20 protein-coding genes are annotated in these 17,705 nt (G+C 40.6%); 9 read left to right on the forward strand and 11 right to left on the reverse strand.

Annotation, left to right across the window (positions count from 1 at the left end):
- Positions 1-3 precede the first annotated feature (3 nt).
- From MHI20_RS17115 to MHI20_RS17125, 3 genes are all read right to left on the reverse strand, one after another.
- On the reverse strand, positions 4-1,194 hold the full coding sequence (locus MHI20_RS17115) for a DUF58 domain-containing protein (protein WP_024719383.1): 1,191 nt from the start codon (positions 1,192-1,194) through the stop codon (positions 4-6).
- Positions 1,191-2,153, reverse strand: coding sequence for an AAA family ATPase (locus tag MHI20_RS17120; protein ID WP_017366721.1), 963 nt, complete (start codon positions 2,151-2,153; stop codon positions 1,191-1,193). The genes MHI20_RS17115 and MHI20_RS17120 overlap by 4 nt, the downstream gene beginning before the upstream one ends.
- A 102-nt stretch (positions 2,154-2,255) precedes the next feature.
- Positions 2,256-3,155, reverse strand: a complete 900-nt coding sequence (locus tag MHI20_RS17125) for a cation diffusion facilitator family transporter (protein ID WP_008344349.1) — start codon at positions 3,153-3,155, stop codon at positions 2,256-2,258.
- Positions 3,156-3,637: 482 nt separating this feature from the next.
- On the opposite strand from MHI20_RS17125, the gene gabP reads away from it, so the two are divergent.
- The 3 genes from gabP (at position 3,638) to MHI20_RS17140 (ending at position 7,295) form a co-directional block, all read left to right on the forward strand.
- A complete protein-coding gene (gene gabP / locus MHI20_RS17130; RefSeq protein WP_024719380.1) occupies positions 3,638-5,026 on the forward strand; it encodes a GABA permease in 1,389 nt (462 codons plus the stop codon).
- A gap of 97 nt (positions 5,027-5,123) precedes the next feature.
- The gene (locus MHI20_RS17135; RefSeq protein WP_282901089.1) at positions 5,124-6,653 is read left to right on the forward strand and encodes a multicopper oxidase family protein; all 1,530 of its coding nucleotides are present in this window, start codon (positions 5,124-5,126) and stop codon (positions 6,651-6,653) included.
- 267 nt (positions 6,654-6,920) lie between these two features.
- Positions 6,921-7,295 carry a carboxymuconolactone decarboxylase family protein gene (locus MHI20_RS17140; RefSeq protein WP_041506689.1) on the forward strand — a complete coding sequence of 125 codons (375 nt, stop codon included), beginning with the start codon at positions 6,921-6,923 and terminating at the stop codon, positions 7,293-7,295.
- 217 nt (positions 7,296-7,512) lie between these two features.
- On the opposite strand, the gene MHI20_RS17145 is transcribed toward MHI20_RS17140, so the two are convergent.
- Positions 7,513-8,562, reverse strand: coding sequence for a hypothetical protein (locus tag MHI20_RS17145; protein ID WP_017359848.1), 1,050 nt, complete (start codon positions 8,560-8,562; stop codon positions 7,513-7,515).
- A 73-nt stretch (positions 8,563-8,635) separates the two neighbouring features.
- A complete protein-coding gene (locus tag MHI20_RS17150) occupies positions 8,636-9,004 on the reverse strand; it encodes an RlpA-like double-psi beta-barrel domain-containing protein (protein ID WP_003213878.1) in 369 nt (122 codons plus the stop codon).
- A gap of 210 nt (positions 9,005-9,214) precedes the next feature.
- Here MHI20_RS17150 and MHI20_RS17155 point away from each other — a divergent pair, with 210 nt between their 5' ends.
- From MHI20_RS17155 to MHI20_RS17165, 3 genes are all read left to right on the forward strand, one after another.
- A complete protein-coding gene (locus tag MHI20_RS17155) occupies positions 9,215-9,889 on the forward strand; it encodes a hypothetical protein (protein WP_039170029.1) in 675 nt (224 codons plus the stop codon).
- A gap of 122 nt (positions 9,890-10,011) precedes the next feature.
- The gene (locus MHI20_RS17160) at positions 10,012-10,479 is read left to right on the forward strand and encodes a hypothetical protein (protein WP_017366718.1); all 468 of its coding nucleotides are present in this window, start codon (positions 10,012-10,014) and stop codon (positions 10,477-10,479) included.
- Between the two features lie 137 nt (positions 10,480-10,616).
- Positions 10,617-10,967, forward strand: coding sequence for a DUF4064 domain-containing protein (locus MHI20_RS17165; RefSeq protein WP_041506691.1), 351 nt, complete (start codon positions 10,617-10,619; stop codon positions 10,965-10,967).
- 45 nt (positions 10,968-11,012) lie between these two features.
- Here the strand turns inward: MHI20_RS17165 and MHI20_RS17170 are convergent, their stop codons facing one another.
- Complete coding sequence (locus MHI20_RS17170; protein WP_282901017.1) at positions 11,013-11,438, reverse strand: hypothetical protein; 426 nt, start codon at positions 11,436-11,438, stop codon at positions 11,013-11,015.
- A 206-nt stretch (positions 11,439-11,644) separates the two neighbouring features.
- On the opposite strand from MHI20_RS17170, the gene MHI20_RS17175 reads away from it, so the two are divergent.
- On the forward strand, positions 11,645-12,523 hold the full coding sequence (locus MHI20_RS17175) for a D-alanyl-D-alanine carboxypeptidase family protein (protein ID WP_340940098.1): 879 nt from the start codon (positions 11,645-11,647) through the stop codon (positions 12,521-12,523).
- Between the two features lie 35 nt (positions 12,524-12,558).
- On the opposite strand, the gene MHI20_RS17180 is transcribed toward MHI20_RS17175, so the two are convergent.
- The 5 genes from MHI20_RS17180 to groES form a co-directional block, all read right to left on the reverse strand.
- On the reverse strand, positions 12,559-13,170 hold the full coding sequence (locus tag MHI20_RS17180; protein ID WP_212361018.1) for an FMN-binding negative transcriptional regulator: 612 nt from the start codon (positions 13,168-13,170) through the stop codon (positions 12,559-12,561).
- 20 nt (positions 13,171-13,190) lie between these two features.
- Entirely contained in the window at positions 13,191-13,709 is a 519-nt protein-coding gene (locus MHI20_RS17185; RefSeq protein ID WP_045034404.1) for a GNAT family N-acetyltransferase, read from the reverse strand.
- A 21-nt stretch (positions 13,710-13,730) separates the two neighbouring features.
- Positions 13,731-14,183 carry a MarR family winged helix-turn-helix transcriptional regulator gene (locus tag MHI20_RS17190; protein WP_041506695.1) on the reverse strand — a complete coding sequence of 151 codons (453 nt, stop codon included), beginning with the start codon at positions 14,181-14,183 and terminating at the stop codon, positions 13,731-13,733.
- Positions 14,184-14,561: 378 nt separating this feature from the next.
- On the reverse strand, positions 14,562-16,196 hold the full coding sequence (groL, locus tag MHI20_RS17195) for a chaperonin GroEL (RefSeq protein ID WP_007496015.1): 1,635 nt from the start codon (positions 16,194-16,196) through the stop codon (positions 14,562-14,564).
- A 56-nt stretch (positions 16,197-16,252) separates the two neighbouring features.
- On the reverse strand, positions 16,253-16,537 hold the full coding sequence (gene groES / locus MHI20_RS17200) for a co-chaperone GroES (protein ID WP_003214120.1): 285 nt from the start codon (positions 16,535-16,537) through the stop codon (positions 16,253-16,255).
- 229 nt (positions 16,538-16,766) lie between these two features.
- Between groES and MHI20_RS17205 the strand changes: the two genes are divergently transcribed.
- Positions 16,767-17,501 carry a CPBP family intramembrane glutamic endopeptidase gene (locus tag MHI20_RS17205; RefSeq protein WP_138278165.1) on the forward strand — a complete coding sequence of 245 codons (735 nt, stop codon included), beginning with the start codon at positions 16,767-16,769 and terminating at the stop codon, positions 17,499-17,501.
- Positions 17,498-17,692 carry a YdiK family protein gene (locus MHI20_RS17210; protein ID WP_017366710.1) on the forward strand — a complete coding sequence of 65 codons (195 nt, stop codon included), beginning with the start codon at positions 17,498-17,500 and terminating at the stop codon, positions 17,690-17,692. The genes MHI20_RS17205 and MHI20_RS17210 overlap by 4 nt, the downstream gene beginning before the upstream one ends.
- Positions 17,693-17,705 lie beyond the last annotated feature (13 nt).

The raw sequence follows: 17,705 nt of genomic DNA on the forward strand, positions 1-17,705 counted from the left end.
TTGTCACCTCACAGTTCTTTCGTGCAGCCGGTCCTCAAATAAAAGGGTCGTGTGTATCCCAGAAGCTTTAAGCCGGTCCACAAGCTGTTTTTCTTTTGCCGTCAATCGATCAACGGCTCTCTTCACTAAAAGAACAGTGATGTTCTTTCTGTTTCGATTCCCAAGTAAAATGGCAGCAAGCTCTTCTTGCAGATGACCTGTCACCACATACTTTCCTGTCTGCTGGTGCTCACTCGATGTTAATGATTGATAATCAGGTGCATGAGAAGGCTGATACTGCACCTTTGTTAAATAGTAGAGCATGTCCTGTAAATGCCACTCTCCTTGATCCACTCGAAATAAGTGCTGATCCCCAAGCGGGACAAGGCCTACCGGCACCCCTTTTTTCACAGCCGTTTGCAGAACCGATGCGGCCATAGACACAATCGTTTCAAAAGCGGCTTCATCTGTAAAATCAGCAAACACCACCAGATCCTTTGTCTGATTCTGTTCAAACTCCTTCGTCATAAGCTGACCTCTTCTAGCTGTTGTCTTCCAGTCCACCCAAGCGAAACGGTCTCCTTGCTGGTATTCACGCACACCTGTTGTCACATTTGTCGGTTCATTTAACCAAGAGTGCAACGCTTTGCCTCCATTTTCATTCACCGATGCAGCAGATTCAACAGGAATATCCAACATTTTTGGATACACAAGCAATGTTTTCTCTAGTGGAAGAATCACTTCTTTTTCAACAAACCCAAACATATCACCCGTTTTAATTCTAACCGCCGTCAATTGATGCTCTCCCCGCACAATGTCATTGAATTGATACGAAAATCGCCACGTTTTCCGAAACCATGGAAAGATCATTCGCTTCATTTCAATCTGTTCCTGTAAATGGAAGGTATCCGGCGGGTCATCCTCAAGTATGACGTACACGTACGGAAATAAATTCGTCCGCTTGATTTCAAGGTCAACAGACAGCACATCTCCTGCCTTTAACCGGGTATGCTGTAATGTCCTTTTGGCTGTTGCACGAAGTGGAACAAGGGCAAACAACAAAGCATACAAAGCATATGGTGAAAATGCATAAAAAAGGAACCAGCTCACAAAGCCGCCCTGAAACATGGCATAGCAAAAGGCTGCTGCTGTAAGGAGAAGGAGCATAAACACCCGTAACCATAGTGAAAAAGCGAAACGGTCACGTGACTTCATTGAGTCATCGACTTTTGAACTGGTACGCCAATATGTTCAATCATCTGTCGCAACAGTGTCTCCGCCTTCTTCCCTTCATATGTTGCTTCTGATGTCAAAATCATGCGATGCGGCAATGTGTAAGGCGCCAAATACTGTACATCATCAGGAATCACATAATCCCGCCTGTTCAACAGCGCATACGCCTGAGCCGCTTTCATCAATGCAATTGAACCCCTTGGGCTCACGCCTAAATAGACAGACGGATGATTTCGCGTCGCTTGGGCGATTTCGACAATATATTCTTTAATCGATGCATCCACATGTACGGTCTGAACCGCTTGCTGCAAAGCATGGATATGATCTTTTGTCATGACTGCCTGAAGCGTGTCAATTGGCGATTGTTTCTCCTGCAAATTCAGCACCTCAAGCTCCTCCAGCATGGTTGGATACCCCATCTGCAGCTTGAACAAGAAACGGTCCATTTGCGCCTCTGGAAGTGGATAGGTTCCCTCATACTCTACTGGATTTTGCGTAGCCATCACAAAGAAAGGATCTGCCAGCGGCATCGTTTCTCCGTCCACTGTGACACTGCCTTCTTCCATCGCTTCAAGAAGGGCTGATTGTGTTTTAGGAGAGGTTCGGTTGATTTCATCAGCCAAAATAATCTGCCCCATAATCGGTCCTTGTCTAAATTCAAACTCGTTTGTCTTTTTATTATAAATCGACACACCTGTTACATCTGAAGGCAAAAGGTCAGGCGTAAATTGGATTCGCTTAAACTCACACCCAATGGATTTTGCCAGAGCACGAACCATCATGGTCTTCCCAACGCCAGGCACATCCTCTAATAGCACATGCCCCTTCGCCAAAATCGCAACAAGGCTTAATATCGCAATATCTTTTTTCCCCACCATCACTTTATTGATGTTATCTACGATTTTTTGTAAATCTGAATGCATCGGTTCATCAAATGCCATCCTGATCCTCCTATCACGTTTCCGTCAATTTTCATATAGTCTAACTTTACCATACAACACGCATTTGCATGAAACATCAACACGTAGAAAAAAGAAGCCTTCTCACGATGGAAAAGACTTCTGCTCCTCTTTAGGCTCACTTGCTGGTTCCATATGAACATGAGAGTGTAAAATATCATGTTCCTGCTTCATTCTGCGTTCAATTTCATCTGCAATATCATGGCTTTCTGCGATGTTTAAATGCGGTTCTACTTCAACGACCACATCCACATGGACGGTGCTTCCAAGATAACGAGCTTTAATGTCTTTCAAATCGCCCACTCCTGGTGTCGCTTCAATCGTCTCTTTATATTTAGACATATCTTTTATATGAAAACCGTCCGTTAACGAATGAGACGCATCTCTGAAAATCTCCCACGCCGTTTTACAGATAATTAAGCCAATCACAAACGCAGCAAGCGTATCAACCCACGCCAGCTGAAATTGAGAGGCGATAATTCCGACAAACGTCCCGATACTCACATAAGCATCTGATTTATTATCAGCCGCTGCCGCATATAGCGCCTGGCTATTAATTCGTTTAGACAGTTTACGGTTATACATATACACGCCATACATCACAACAGCACTTCCTGCTGCCGTCCAAGCTGCAATCATATCAGGCGTTTGATGCTCTGATGAGAAAAGCGACTGGCCTGCACTCAGCAAAACCTGAAGCCCGACAAGCATCATAATAAAGGAAGCCACAAGTGACGCAATATTTTCAGCTCTAAAATGACCGTATGGATGATCCTCATCAGGTGGCTTCTGAGAAATACGCAACCCAATTAATACGGCAAGCGAAGCAATGATATCTGTCGTATTATTCAAGCCATCTGCGGAAAGGGCTTCTGAATGAAACACATACCCAATGATCAGTTTGACAGCAGATAAGATCACATAGGCTATAATGCTGACCCAAGCACCTGTTTCACCTTGTCTTAATTCGTTGTAGCGCTCCATACCGAACAGCGCCTCCTCACACATTACTTTTCTATATTTATCTTACAAAGCCAAGCCCGTGTGGGTCTACAGCAACATGATTCGCTTGAATCAGCAAAATAGGATACATAGAAATGTGTTGACCTAAGCAAACTTATTTTTATAAGGTCAATTGACCTCAAGACCTACTCCCATCAATGTTTTTCAAAACCACCCCGAAAAATGAAAAAGAACAAAATGACTCTACTATATAATTGTCAGAATAGTTTTATTTCAAAACACAACTTTTCTTTCTTCCTTCTTATGCTATTTTTAAGAATGGGCAGAGGAAAATGAGGGAACATAATCTCTCAAATCCTTTATACTTTTTAACATCATGTTAAGAGGTTTGAAATGTCAGTTTGATAACCTGTCCAATGCTGAATGACAATTCAATATGATAAAATTTAAAATATTCTAAAAACAAACTCTCGAATAAAAGAGAAATGTTTGGAGGTAAAGAAATGTCCAACATGACAAACGGTCTTCAAAAAAACCTTAAGACAAGACATATTTCAATGATCTCCATTGCCGGGGTCATTGGGGCAGGACTATTTGTTGGTAGTGGTGCTGTCATTCATTCTGCAGGGCCTGGATCGATTCTTTCCTATTCATTTGCCGGACTTCTGGTCATCTTTATTATGAGAATGCTTGGAGAAATGGCATGTGCCTATCCGACAAGCGGCTCTTTCTCACAATATGCGAGCGACGCCATCGGCCCGTGGGCCGGGTTTACAATCGGCTGGCTTTACTGGTTCTTCTGGGTCATCGTCATCGCCATCGAAGCCATTGCCGGTGCTGCCATTATTCAATATTGGTATGGAGATGCACCTGTTTGGCTCACAAGTCTTATCCTCACAATCCTCTTAACTTTGACAAATATCTTTTCTGTTAAATCTTTTGGCGAATTTGAGTATTGGTTTTCATTGATTAAAGTCGTCAGCATTATTCTATTCCTACTCATTGGTTTTGCATTTATCTTTGGTTTTGGCGGTCATCATACTGCAGGTCTTGCCAATTTAACGGGGAATGGCGGTTTCCTTCCAAACGGATTCGGCTCTGTACTCCTCGGGATTGTCGTTGTCATCTTTTCCTTCATGGGAACCGAGATTGTGGCAATTGCCGCAGGTGAATCAGCAGACCCTGTCAAATCTGTGACAACAGCTACCCGTTCAGTTGTATGGCGTATTATTGTGTTCTACGTCGGGTCGATCGCCGTCGTTGTCACGTTACTCCCATGGAATTCAGCGAATATTTTAACAAGTCCGTTCGTTGCAGTATTAGAATACATCGGTGTCCCATCGGCCGCTCAAGTCATGAACGTCATTGTTTTAACAGCCGTTCTTTCTTGTTTAAACTCCGGCCTATACACAACGTCCAGAATGCTTTATTCATTAGCAGAAAGAGGCGAAGCACCAAAACGTTTTATGAAAATCAGCAAACGCGGTGTCCCTGTAGCAGCGACAGTCGCAGGTACCTTCTTTTCCTATATTGCCGTCATGATGAACTACTTTTACCCTGAAACCATCTTTCTATTTCTAGTCAATGCCTCTGGTGCCATTGCACTTCTTGTCTACTTGGTCATTGCCGTTTCACAATTAAGAATGCGTCGTAAAATTGAAAAAGAAAATCCAGAACAACTCAAAATCAAAATGTGGCTGTTCCCATACCTTACGTACTTTACCATTTTGGTCATCTGCGCCATCTTGGCCTCTATGCTGTTTATCGAATCGATGAGACCTCAGCTCATACTGACAAGCATCATTACCATCGGTGTACTAGCCGCCTACTTCATCTTTAAACCGAATAAAAAAGTGCCTGCAAGTGCAGCGCTTGAAAATAAACACCCTTAATTCTCCCGCTGAAAAGCGGGTTTTTTTATTTTATTCACCTATTTGGATGTCCGCACTTATAATGTATCAAATTGATTTTAAGTGAGGATTAGTCAACATGAACCTAGAAAAGTTTGTTGACGAGCTGCCAATTCCAGAAGTCGCAGAGCCCGTCAAAAAAAACCCAAGACAAACGTATTATGAAATCGCTATGGAGGAGGTGTTCCTAAAAGTTCATAGAGATCTTCCCCCAACCAAGCTATGGACCTATAATGGCAGTTTGCCGGGTCCAACCATTAAAGCGAATCGAAATGAAAAGGTCAAAGTGAAATGGATGAACAAATTGCCGCTGAAACACTTCCTGCCTGTCGATCATACCATTCACGCTGGACATCATGATGAACCCGAAGTCAAAACAGTCGTTCACCTGCATGGGGGCGTGACACCTGCAAGCAGTGACGGTTATCCGGAGGCTTGGTTTTCGCGAGACTTTGAAGCAACCGGCCCCTTCTTTGAACGAGAGGTTTACGAATACCCTAATCACCAGCAAGCATGCACATTGTGGTATCACGATCATGCCATGGCATTGACACGATTAAATGTATACGCCGGATTAGCTGGCTTTTATTTGATCTCAGATGCGTTTGAAAAATCACTGGAATTACCGAAAGATGAATATGATATCCCTTTAATGATCATGGACCGGACGTTTCAGGAGGATGGCGCACTGTTTTACCCAAGTAGACCAAATAACACACCAGAAGATAGTGAGCTTCCAGATCCCTCTATCGTGCCATTTTTTTGCGGGGAAACGATTTTAGTCAATGGAAAAGTATGGCCATATTTAGAAGTAGAGCCTCGAAAATATCGTTTTCGTATCTTAAATGCGTCCAATACAAGAACTTACGAGCTTCATCTAGATAACGACGCCACAATCTTACAAATTGGATCTGATGGCGGCTTTTTGCCAAGACCTGTTCATCACCAATCTTTTAGCATTGCACCTGCTGAACGTTTTGATGTCATCATCGACTTCTCAGCTTACGAAAACAAAACGATTGTTTTAAAAAATACGGCAGGCTGCGGTCAGGATGTCAATCCAGAAACAGATGCGAACATTATGCAATTTAAAGTCACTCGTCCGCTCAAAGGAAGAGCAGCTAAAACATTACGTCCGATCTTCAAACCACTGCCACCGCTCCGGCCGAGCCGAGCTGATAACGAGCGGACGCTAACGCTTACTGGCACACAAGATAAATATGGGCGCCCGATTTTATTACTAGATAACCGGTTTTGGAATGATCCTGTCACGGAAAATCCTCGACTTGGCAGTGTAGAGGTATGGAACATCGTTAACCCAACAAGGGGCACACACCCTATTCATTTACATCTTGTTCAATTCAGAGTGATTGATAGAAGACCATTCGATACAGCCATCTATCAATCAACAGGTGAAATCGTGTATACAGGACCAAATGAAGCGCCTCCTTTGCATGAACAAGGCTACAAGGATACAATTCAGGCGCATGCCGGTGAAGTCATTCGCATCATCGCTCGGTTTGTCCCATATAGCGGACGATATGTGTGGCATTGTCACATTTTAGAACACGAGGATTATGACATGATGCGGCCGATGGATATCATTTAGTAAATATGAAACCTCCTCTCTCTTAATTGCGTAATATGAAAAGGGCTAACAGCTTCTATATATTAGCCCTCTATTTTCTTTTCAATCTCCATGAGAAAAAACGAACAATGTATCGCATGAATGGCATTTTTTTGAACATTCCACACTTAAAAAGTTGACGAAGTAAACCGATAATACTACTATATACCCATTACCTCTATCAAAAGGCACTTAAGAAACCATGCACGAACAAATAGAAAATCGTCATAAAAAACGGAGGAGTTCAATTTGAATGAAGAAAAAGAGACTTGCCATGTCAAGCAAGAAACAGTGGCAGGTAACAGGGAGAAGCTTTCAATTCATGAAAACGAGAGCATTCGATCAAACATTGAACAACTAACAATTGAACTCGGTGAACAAAAAGAATTCAATCACTTCATATTAGATGAAAAACAGAAGACCATCAGCACATTATCGGCTCTCATTGCAAAAGGTGATTGTAATGAAGAGTTAAAAGCTCATTTTGTACAAGCATTACATATCGGGCTCTCTGTTATAGAGATTATGGAGATCATTAAGCACTGTACAAAGGTTGCAGGATTCCCTCATTCCATTAATGCCTTGTTTATTTTTCAAAACTTACTAGATGAAAACAATAAATAAATAAGAGAAAACGAGAAGTCTTCTGTCCTCTCGTTTTTTTATTTCCACTTACTTTACTCTCTTACGCTGATTCTGTCACAGTAGCAAAATATCAAAATACCACTCATTTCCTTGCTTAAAAAGTGATGTTCATTTCACAAACCGCATTTTTCACCGACACATCCCATGACAAAATAAAAAAACGTCCAGTTATATAAAATAACTGAACGCGCACCTTTTACCGATTGACAGTGAAATTGTTAACAATCCCGCCTTCTTTCTCCCAAGCGGTTTCTACTGTTTTCTTCTTAATATCATATTCAAAAATGGTTCTGACCTTCGCCTTTCGTCCTGTGTCATCCTTTAATTCCTTTGCGTTCTTTGCAACACCTAAGAAATAAACAGATGTACCATCCGCAGAAAATTGCGGCTGGGCAGCACTTAAAATACGCACATCTTGGCTGTTTTTAACAAGTGTCTTTGTTTTTCCTGTATCTACATCCATCACCTTAATAGATGATACTTCTTTTTCATTTCGAACTTTCACTTCTGTATAAATGAGTTTTTTATGATCTGGTGAAAAAGAAATATCATTGATGGTTTGAGAAATACGTGCAATTCGCTTTCCCTTCTCACCTGTTTGTAGGGTAATCTTCATGGTCGTTGGTTCAGGATCCATTCCTTTTTCATTTGCCTCATCCGTCTTTTTATAATCCTCTTTTAACGAATAATGCTGAATGGCCAACAGATTTGATGCTGGATCATAAGCAAAAGAACTCACCGTATCATCATCACTTTTTTCTGGATATAACACTTTCACTTTCTGTGTTTTCAAATCAAAAGACGCTACATAAAATTGCTCACCTGAATCCTTGTTATACCTTAGATATAACTGTTTTCCGTCACCAGAAAGTCTCATACTGTCGATTGAATCGTCACTCGTAAAGAGCGTTTTTTCTTTATCCGTTTTCACATTCAATTCCCGTATACTTACTTTTTGTGTGTCTTCATCTGTATACGTGTAATATAAAAGCTGCTTCGCCTGATCATAAGCAATTGAAGGATATGCTGTCAGTTTCTCTGTATGAAGCGCCTTGTCATGCAAGTAATAAGTATTGTTTAACTTTTGATCCGTAAATGAAACAAGCAATTCGTCTTTTGCATCTTGATTTGTTTTCACTTTTCCTGCATGTTTTGCCTCTTGCCCCGGCTTCATCATGAAAAAGATGACGGCCGCAATCACTGCGACTCCAATTACTGTGATGATCCACCATGTTGATTTTTTCATTGACTTTCAGACCCTCTCCACAAGAAAAGAAGCCAGAAAATAAACTTTTCCCGCTTCTTTGCATGCCTATGTATTAATAAGTGTAATGCCCTTTGACGACACCTTTACTTGTTTTATACCCAAGTGCTTTGAATGCTTTAGGACTTACGTCTAATACTGCGTTTGGCATTCTACCTACATCATATTTATATACTGTAATCACTTTATGTGGTTTCGCTTTTGTTGTCACTCTTAGTTTTGTACCTTTTTTCGGTACGTCAAATCCCATTTTCGTTGCTGCATCCCAATGACCGAGTTTTTTTCCATCTGCGCCTTTTTTACCGACACCATTATACCATGTAATATTGCCGCTTACTTTTTTTGCACTTGCTCCATGTGAGAAACTAAACGCTAAAAATAAACTAGCTACTGTTACGATTGTCGCGATAAGCTTTTTATTCATTAAAAAATCCTCCGTATTTGGTTTCTGACCCTATTATACATGAAGATGCACCCAGTTATTTTACAGTCACATTACAATTCGAATACAAGTTGACCACTTAATGACCGATTTTGTTCATAAATTTCACCAAAAACAGCCAGAACATTGTCAGTAGATCCCTCCCTTACGTTTTATATAATAGAAATGAATCAAAGATAAGGAGGAATTTTCATGAAAAAGTGGTTCATCGTTTTGAGTGTAAGTTTGATCTTCGTTTTGATGCTTTCAAGTATTCCTGCCTCTGCGGCTGGTCCTCGTCACGGCGCCATCGTGACACAAACGGATGAAGCCAAATGGTCAGGTATCTCGGCTGATATTGTGCTGCCAAAAACAGCCACTATTAAAAATGGCTATGCTGACTGGTATCTTGGTCTCGGTTCTGCCGTTGTTGAAAGCGGGATTTCAAAAACATCTTCTGGTTATAAGGTATTCCTGGGCACCGGCTCCCAAGGCGGCAGTCAATATTGGAACAGCGAATACGATTCAAGTATTAAAGATGGTGCACGTGTCAACTTAAAGCTCATCAACAATGGTGATGGCACAGTGTCACTATACGTCAACGGGAAACTGCGTTATAAACAGCCTGTTTTCAACCCTAGTCGTCTGAAAGACCTCGATGTCGTCAAAATGGTACACGGCGTACAAGATAATGGAACAAACAGCTACTCGCAAGCAAGCTTTTCTAATGTACAGCTTCGTGCAAATACATCTGGAAGTGTCTACAAAAAATGGGACGGCACCGTCAAATCATCTCTTTTACGCAAAAATCTAGAATCTGGTGCTCCGGCTCCAAAATTCACGGTCATTTCGTCTATCCCACTTAGTACAACCCTTTCAGCACAATAAAACACGAGCACCCAACTTTGGGTGCTTTTGATTGTTCACAGCTTATCAACACTTCTCTTTTAATCAAAACATCAATTCGTGGTAACATAAGCATACATACTTTGGAACAAAGGAGAAAGAACGTGAGAAAAAGTCTACTTGTTTTCATGAGTCTTGTTGCAACCTTCTCTATCCTAGCAGCTTGCTCAAATACTGCAAAAGAAGAAAAAACAGAATCTACGGCACTTCCAACGATTAATGAACGCATTCAAAATGAAACGAAAGAGGTCATGGAGCAGTCTAAGCTCGTAAAAGACACAGCGATCACCGTTGATCAAAAGAAAAAAGTCATTTCCTTAAACGTGACGGCTTCGTCTGAGACCAATAGTGATTACGCTGAAGTCATTGGTTTGAACTTTGCCAAAACACTAGCTATTGGTGCATCCACTGAAAAGGAAAACAACCTGCATAAACCGGAAAATGACAGCCTCGGCGCCCTCTACTCCTTTTATGACCTAAACATTACCGTGAAACAGGAAAACGGAAAAGTACTGGCAAAAGGAAAGAAAACAACAAATGAAACAAAGATTACCTGGGAGAGAGCCCAGTAATTGGACAAGAAAATTCTTTATGGATTTTCTTGTTTTTTTAACAAAACTATTAACATTGTGAAAAGAATGCCGATGAGTAAGATTGTGTTGGTTCTTAAGTACCAATAATTCTTATTTACATATCGGGGGAAAGTATCATGAAAAGAACAACGGAATTTGTTTTAGGCTTAATTGGAGGTATTTTTGGATTTTTCGGTGCAATGTTTGCCATTGCCTTTGGAGGACTCGATGCGGCATTTAGTGAATCAGGTACGAGTCAAATCACAGGATTAGGCTGGGCAGCGATGCTTTTCTCTATTCTTGCGATTGTGGCATCTGTTATCGTGAAGAAAAAAGCAAAGCTTGGCGGGATTTTATTATTAGTATCTGCTATTGGTGGTATTATTTCTATTTCTATGTTCTTTATCCTTCCAGCTGTATTAATCCTCATCGCAGGATGCATGGGTGTGTTTAGAAAAGAGCCTGTCAAAACAGTTCCAGCTGAATAAAGTTGATATAAAAAAGCTTGTAGAGGGTCGCTCTACAAGCTTCTTTTATTGTATATTTTCATTTAAATCTTCTCTTATGATATCAATCAGCGTGTCAATATCCGAGTGAGCTCTAGATGCTAATCGTACCAGCAAATGATCGATATCCTCATACAAATGACGATCTTTCAACATATACTTCCCATAATACGGAATGACAAAGAAATAGAGCAAATCAGCTACTTCTAGTGCAACGTCATCACCAACTTCATTCTTTAGCGCCTCCCCAACACATTGGATCAGCCAATTCAAATCTTCTTTCTTTTCAATCGGAACGTACATCAGCTGATGAATACGGTCCGTATCTCCCGTTCGTAAAATCTGCTCCGCTGCTCCCTTTGATAGAGCACCAATCTCTTTAGAAGATATATTAAGAACCGCGAATTCATTCTCTGATCTATCTTGATCCATTTGCAGCACGTTTAGGTCCATCTCGACTCACTCCCCGTTCTCAGATACTTTTATTATAAGGAATTCAGCTGATTTTTTATGGAAATAGTGGATTTTTTTATGTAATTTTAAACAAAAAAGAGAACCTAATGATATGATTCAATCTCAATTGGCATAAAAAAACCATTGCACTTTATTTCAATCTATCTCAATATATGTATGTTAGTAGATTGAAAGGGATGAGAGAAATGAAGATGAAACACCCGTGGATCAAAGGAATTATTGTCAGTGTGGTTCTCGTACTTGGGCTTGGAATCTTTCCTGTCCAGCTGCCCTTTTTACACATGACTCATGCGACACCAGTCGCAAAAGCAGCTGCACCGAAATACGTGACAACAGCGAATGTTCATCTTCGAAAGGGGCCTGGAACAAAATATTCAGTGATATTGACCATTCCAAAAGGAAAAAGGATTCCTTATCTTAAAAAGAATGGTTCATGGATTCAAACAAAATATAAAGGAAAGACGGGTTACGTCAGCTTTCAATATATCAAAAAAGCAGGCAAAAGCTCACCAGCTTCATATGCTGCTCCTTCCACTAAAACGCCAGGTACGTATGTAAAAAGGATATTGGTTGTGAATAAGAAACATAGACTACCATCTTCATACAATCCCGGAGAAAACAAACAAGCGAGAAAAGCTGTAAACGCTATGACAGCAAAAGCCAAAAAAGCAAACATCCGACTCACCGCTTTTAGCACCTTCCGTTCATACGACCGTCAGCGTGTCTTGTACAACAATTACGTCGCCTCTCATGGCAAAAAACAAGCAGATCGATTTAGCGCAAGACCAGGCTATTCCGAACATCAAACCGGCCTTGCTTTTGATATCGGCGGTGCCAATTCAAAACATTGGGCTGAAGATTCTTTTGCCAATACGAAAGAAGCGAAATGGCTGGCCAAACACGCCCATGAATTTGGCTTTATCATTCGCTATCCGAAAGGTAAAGAAAAAGTGACAGGCTATCAATATGAACCATGGCATCTCAGATACCTCGGATCAAAAAATGCGAAAAAAGTGAAAAAGAGCGACAAAACCCTTGAAGAATATTTGAACATAAAAGGATAACAACAAAAGCACTCTTTTTCTTCAGAGTGCTCTTTTCATATATTCTTATCTCTCTTTTTCATCGCAGCCGCCATTTCCACTTCACCCTCTGCTTCCAGCTGTTCAATAATGCGAGCATAATCTCTTTCATGGCGATTTTGGCTTAACTTAAAAGCAGCTTGAACTTCATTAATGATGATTTTGAAGCCCACAATCCCTTTCATTTGTTTCTCTAACAGTTCCTCAGATAACGTATCCCATAACACTGGCTGATCTCTATGACTTTCATATGTCTCCAGCATCACTGTTAATTCCTTGACCAGTTCTGATTTTTCAAGCAGTGAAGCCTTTCCATATACATGTACAGCTTGATAATTCCACGTCGGTACGGCTTCTTTCTCATACCACGAAGAGGATATATAAGCATGCGACCCCTGAAAAATGACAAGCACCTTCTCATTTTCTTCAAACGTTTTCCACTGAGGATTCCCAATCGCCATATGCCCTGAGATCACATACGAATCGCCAATTTGATGAAAACTCACTGGAATATGGGTCGCAATGGGCTTTTCATTCGTTGTCGTCACAACTGTAGCAAATGAATGTGATTGAATAAATGATTTGATTTTCTCCATATCTTTCACTTGAAAGAATGATGGTATATGCATGTTCCCTTCCCCCTTTTTGATCATCTCAATGTTTTGGTCATAATGAAGTCCATTTGCTCCTCGTCTCCCATGTGAAAAGCATGCACTCCTGTTTGAACAAACCCAAGCTTTTGATAAAATGCCATGGCGGCTTTATTATGCTCCCACACCCCAAGCCAAACATCACGTTTATGGTGTTTCTCTGCAATTTCAAAGGCTTGATTCATTAAATATCGACCTAATCCTAGTTTTTGAAAGGACTGTTTGATATAAATGCGTTCAATTTCTAATGTGTCATCACCCATCTCTTCTGACTGTGCATCGTCCATATTGACCTTTAAATAACCAGCAAGGCGCCCATTTACTTGAACCAAATAAAATTGTGAAAAGGGATGTTGTAATTCTTTTAGTAGCTGGTTCGAATGAAAAGCTGTCTTCACATATGCGTCGATATGCTCCGCCTTGTTTTGCTCCTGAAACGTTTCTATAAAAGTATCGATTCCGATTTTTTGCAGCTCTTTTATATGTTGTTCATTACACCGAATGAGCGTGACGGTCATGAAGTAACCCCTCCTTAGTCATTAGTAGCTTCTCTTTTTGCCTTTTTTCACATCTTCCCAATCTTTTTCGATATTCTTTCGCACCCTCAAAAGATACTGATAAATCTGTTTCGCTTCCTCTTCAGAAAACCCATCCAGCGCTACCCGATTTGAATGATCATGTTCTCGTTTGATCATTGGATAGACGGCTTTCCCTTTCTCAGTTGGAAACAATTTCTTGATTTTTTTATTCGCTGAGTCATGTTTCTTCTCAATAAATTCATGCAGCTCTAATTTTTGAATAGCCCGAGCAGCCGTAGTTCGATCCACCTTAATCATTTCCGCTAGTTTTTCCTGAATGATGCCAGGCTCCTCACAAATACGCACAAGATACAAATACTGCCCCTTCGTTAAATCATACTCTTTAAATTCAATATTACTAATGGAATCAAGCGCGCGAGCAATCACGCCGATCTCCCGCAAAATTTCTTTCATATACCTCGACTCCTTTTATTGCATTTACAACAAATAACTAAAGTTAGCATAATTGATTAATGTTGTATTTGCAACAAAAAACCCACTTCTTAATTGAAAGTGGGTTTTCAACTCTTTCTTTATTTATCACGCCTCTTCGATCCAAACAATCCAAACACGACAGCCAGTGCAACAATAATTGCCACCCAAGTCGTAAAGCCCATATGATCACCGCTTTTCTTTTGAAAATCATCTCTTTATGTTAGATAAAACCAAAAAAATCACTGTCTCTTTAGTTAACGGATGTAAAGCGGTGAAAGTTTCAATTCATTTAACGCTCTTAACCAAAAAATAGACAAAACAAAAACCCCTATATTTCAAGGGGTTTTCGAAGGGTGTTTACATCATGCCACCCATTCCGCCCATGCCGCCCATATCCGGCATTCCGCCGCCTGAGCCGCCTTCTTCTGGTTTGTCAGCTACGACTGCTTCAGTTGTAAGAAGCATAGCTGCTACAGAAGCTGCGTTTTGAAGTGCAGAGCGAGTGACTTTTGTTGGGTCAACGATTCCTTTTTCAATCATGTTTACCCATTCGTTTGTTGCTGCGTTGAAGCCTACGCCAATTTCTTCGTTTTTCAAGCGCTCAACGATGACTGATCCTTCAAGACCTGCGTTGTGAGCGATTTGACGAATTGGCTCTTCAAGAGAACGTAGAACGATGTTCACACCTGTTTGAACGTCACCATCAGCTTCGATGGAAGCAACTTTATTGTATACATTCACAAGTGCTGTACCACCACCGGATACGATACCTTCTTCAACTGCTGCACGAGTTGAGTTCAGTGCATCCTCAATGCGTAGTTTACGTTCTTTTAGTTCTGTTTCAGTTGCAGCACCAACTTTGATGACAGCAACGCCGCCAGCTAGTTTTGCAAGACGTTCTTGTAATTTTTCTTTATCGAATTCAGAAGTTGTTTCTTCTACTTGCGCACGAATTTGGTTCACGCGTGCTGCGATTTGAGCAGAATCCCCTGATCCTTCTACGATCGTTGTGTTCTCTTTTGTAACAACCACTTTAGACGCACGGCCAAGCTGACCAATTTCAGTTGATTTCAGGTCAAGTCCTAGGTCTTCTGTGATTAATTCCCCGCCTGTTAGAACAGAGATGTCTTCAAGCATTGCTTTACGACGATCACCGAATCCAGGTGCTTTTACTGCCACTGCGTTGAATGTTCCACGAAGTTTGTTCACAACAAGTGTTGCAAGTGCTTCGCCTTCTACATCTTCAGCAATGATCAATAATGGTTTTCCTTGTTGTACGACTTGCTCAAGTACAGGAAGGATTTCTTGAATGTTTGTGATCTTTTTATCAGTGATTAAGATGTAAGGATTTTCAAGAACCGCTTCCATCTTATCAGAATCAGTGACCATGTATGGTGAAGCGTATCCACGGTCAAACTGCATTCCTTCAACCACTTCAAGCTCAGTTGTGAAACCTTTAGATTCTTCAATTGTGATGACGCCGTCGTTTCCTACACGCTCCATCGCTTCAGCAATTAGGCTGCCGACTTCTTCATCTGCTGCAGAAATAGACGCAACTTGAGCAATTGATTCTTTACCTTCGATTGGTTTAGAAATCTCATGCAAACCTTCAAGTGCTACTTTCACTGCTTCTTCGATTCCTTTACGAACGCCAACAGGGTTTGCACCAGCTGTTACGTTTTTAAGACCTTCACGGATCATTGCTTGAGCTAGAACTGTTGCAGTCGTTGTACCGTCACCAGCTACATCGTTTGTTTTGCTTGCAACTTCAGCCACAAGTTTTGCACCCATGTTTTCAAATGCATCTTCTAATTCGATTTCTTTTGCAATCGTTACACCATCATTTGTGATAAGTGGAGAACCGAATTTTTTCTCAAGAACCACGTTACGTCCTTTAGGTCCTAAAGTTACTTTTACAGCATCTGCAAGTGCATCTACACCACGTAACATCGCACGACGTGCTTCTTCACTGAACTTAATATCTTTTGCCATAATAACGAAACCTCCTCAGTCTTTTTAGAAATATATCTCAATCTTTGTTTATGTGATTAACCAATAACAGCTAAAATGTCGCTTTCACGAAGGATTAAATATTCTTTTCCTTCATATTTCACTTCAGTACCTGCATATTTTGAGAAGATAATGCGGTCGCCTGTGTTTACTTCTAACGCAACGCGCTCACCACTTTCAAGTACACGACCTGAACCTGCTGCAACAATTTTACCTTCTTGCGGTTTTTCTTTTGCAGAATCCGGTAAGACAATACCGCTAGCGGTTTTTTCCTCAGATTCAACGAGTTCAATGATTACGCGATCGCCTAATGGCTTTAACATAAGAAACAACCTCCTCAATTTTTATATGTAGTCTTTTTTAGCACTCATCATCAACGAGTGCTAACACATTTATTATAATAAAGAATGTCTTCTGTAATTTCAAGTAAAAACCTTTAAAAATTTTTACGCTTTCATGATCTTTTTTTATCACCGATTCTTTCCTTTTCAACGAAAAAGAAGACTTGTGTTACAATAAATCTAGTTCTTTTAGTAAAGGGGTTTTCGTTACTTGAAAAAACAATATTGGTACATCATCTTAACGTATATATTGGTGCAGGTTTCTGCGATTCCTTATGTGTTCATTATGAAATGGTTAGGATACATTCAGACACCGATGACACAAGCAGAGCTCTCTGAATTGTCAGGAACCTGGACAATCATTAGCTTCTGTGTCGGATTAATCATTATTCTGCTCATCCTTCGGACTGTACCAAAAGCTTCACTTCGAAATGAAGCACCGGCATCAGTCGGCGTGGCAATCGCTTGGATCATTGGCGGTTTCTTTCTTTCCCTCTTTGCACAATCCATTGCGGGGGCGATTGAACAATATGCATTTGGCATTAGCCGAGAATCCGAAAATACTCAAAACATTTTAGCCATTATGGATGCAGTTCCATGGCTTGTAATCGTCATCGCTCTGATTGGACCGATATTAGAAGAAATCATTTTTCGAAAAATCATTTTTGGTGTGGTTTATGAAAAAACGAATTTTTTCATTGGCGCACTTGTCAGTTCAGTGGTTTTTGCTGCTGTACACAATGATTTCCCACATATCTTGCTCTATACCGCAATGGGTTTTACATTTGCCTTTTTATATGCGAAAACAAAACGAATCATTGTGCCCATCGGTGCTCATATGCTGATGAATTCGCTCGTTATCCTTGTGCAGATTGAGCCAGTAAGAAAAATGATTGAAGAACAATCTCAAACAATGCAAATGATTATTGGAGGCTTTTTCTCATGAGAAACCCTGTCGTATGGGGCATTATTTATTTTGCCGTAGGTGTGGCTTTCACCTATATGGCCATTCAAAATCCAGGTGACATGTGGTCATTTTACAGCATTTTGCTGATGGTGTTTGCGGCCTATAATATCAATATCGCGTTAAAAATGTTTGCTTTTTCTGTCAAAATGAAAAAACAGCAGCAAAAATAAAGCAAAAACCATT

Source organism: Bacillus sp. FSL K6-1106, from assembly GCF_038005245.1.
In the GTDB taxonomy this organism is placed as follows: domain Bacteria; phylum Bacillota; class Bacilli; order Bacillales; family Bacillaceae; genus Bacillus; species Bacillus altitudinis.

Coding starts and splice junctions, on each gene's coding strand:
- MHI20_RS17115 (WP_024719383.1), bottom strand. CDS start 1,194: ATGAAGTCACGTGACCGTTTCGCTTTTTCACTATGGTTACGGGTGTTT.
- MHI20_RS17120 (WP_017366721.1), bottom strand. CDS start 2,153: ATGGCATTTGATGAACCGATGCATTCAGATTTACAAAAAATCGTAGAT.
- MHI20_RS17125 (WP_008344349.1), bottom strand. CDS start 3,155: ATGGAGCGCTACAACGAATTAAGACAAGGTGAAACAGGTGCTTGGGTC.
- gabP (WP_024719380.1), top strand. CDS start 3,638: ATGTCCAACATGACAAACGGTCTTCAAAAAAACCTTAAGACAAGACAT.
- MHI20_RS17135 (WP_282901089.1), top strand. CDS start 5,124: ATGAACCTAGAAAAGTTTGTTGACGAGCTGCCAATTCCAGAAGTCGCA.
- MHI20_RS17145 (WP_017359848.1), bottom strand. CDS start 8,562: ATGAAAAAATCAACATGGTGGATCATCACAGTAATTGGAGTCGCAGTG.
- MHI20_RS17150 (WP_003213878.1), bottom strand. CDS start 9,004: ATGAATAAAAAGCTTATCGCGACAATCGTAACAGTAGCTAGTTTATTT.
- MHI20_RS17155 (WP_039170029.1), top strand. CDS start 9,215: ATGAAAAAGTGGTTCATCGTTTTGAGTGTAAGTTTGATCTTCGTTTTG.
- MHI20_RS17165 (WP_041506691.1), top strand. CDS start 10,617: ATGAAAAGAACAACGGAATTTGTTTTAGGCTTAATTGGAGGTATTTTT.
- MHI20_RS17170 (WP_282901017.1), bottom strand. CDS start 11,438: ATGGACCTAAACGTGCTGCAAATGGATCAAGATAGATCAGAGAATGAA.
- MHI20_RS17175 (WP_340940098.1), top strand. CDS start 11,645: ATGAAGATGAAACACCCGTGGATCAAAGGAATTATTGTCAGTGTGGTT.
- MHI20_RS17180 (WP_212361018.1), bottom strand. CDS start 13,170: ATGCATATACCATCATTCTTTCAAGTGAAAGATATGGAGAAAATCAAA.
- MHI20_RS17185 (WP_045034404.1), bottom strand. CDS start 13,709: ATGACCGTCACGCTCATTCGGTGTAATGAACAACATATAAAAGAGCTG.
- MHI20_RS17190 (WP_041506695.1), bottom strand. CDS start 14,183: ATGAAAGAAATTTTGCGGGAGATCGGCGTGATTGCTCGCGCGCTTGAT.
- groL (WP_007496015.1), bottom strand. CDS start 16,196: ATGGCAAAAGATATTAAGTTCAGTGAAGAAGCACGTCGTGCGATGTTA.
- groES (WP_003214120.1), bottom strand. CDS start 16,537: ATGTTAAAGCCATTAGGCGATCGCGTAATCATTGAACTCGTTGAATCT.
- MHI20_RS17210 (WP_017366710.1), top strand. CDS start 17,498: ATGAGAAACCCTGTCGTATGGGGCATTATTTATTTTGCCGTAGGTGTG.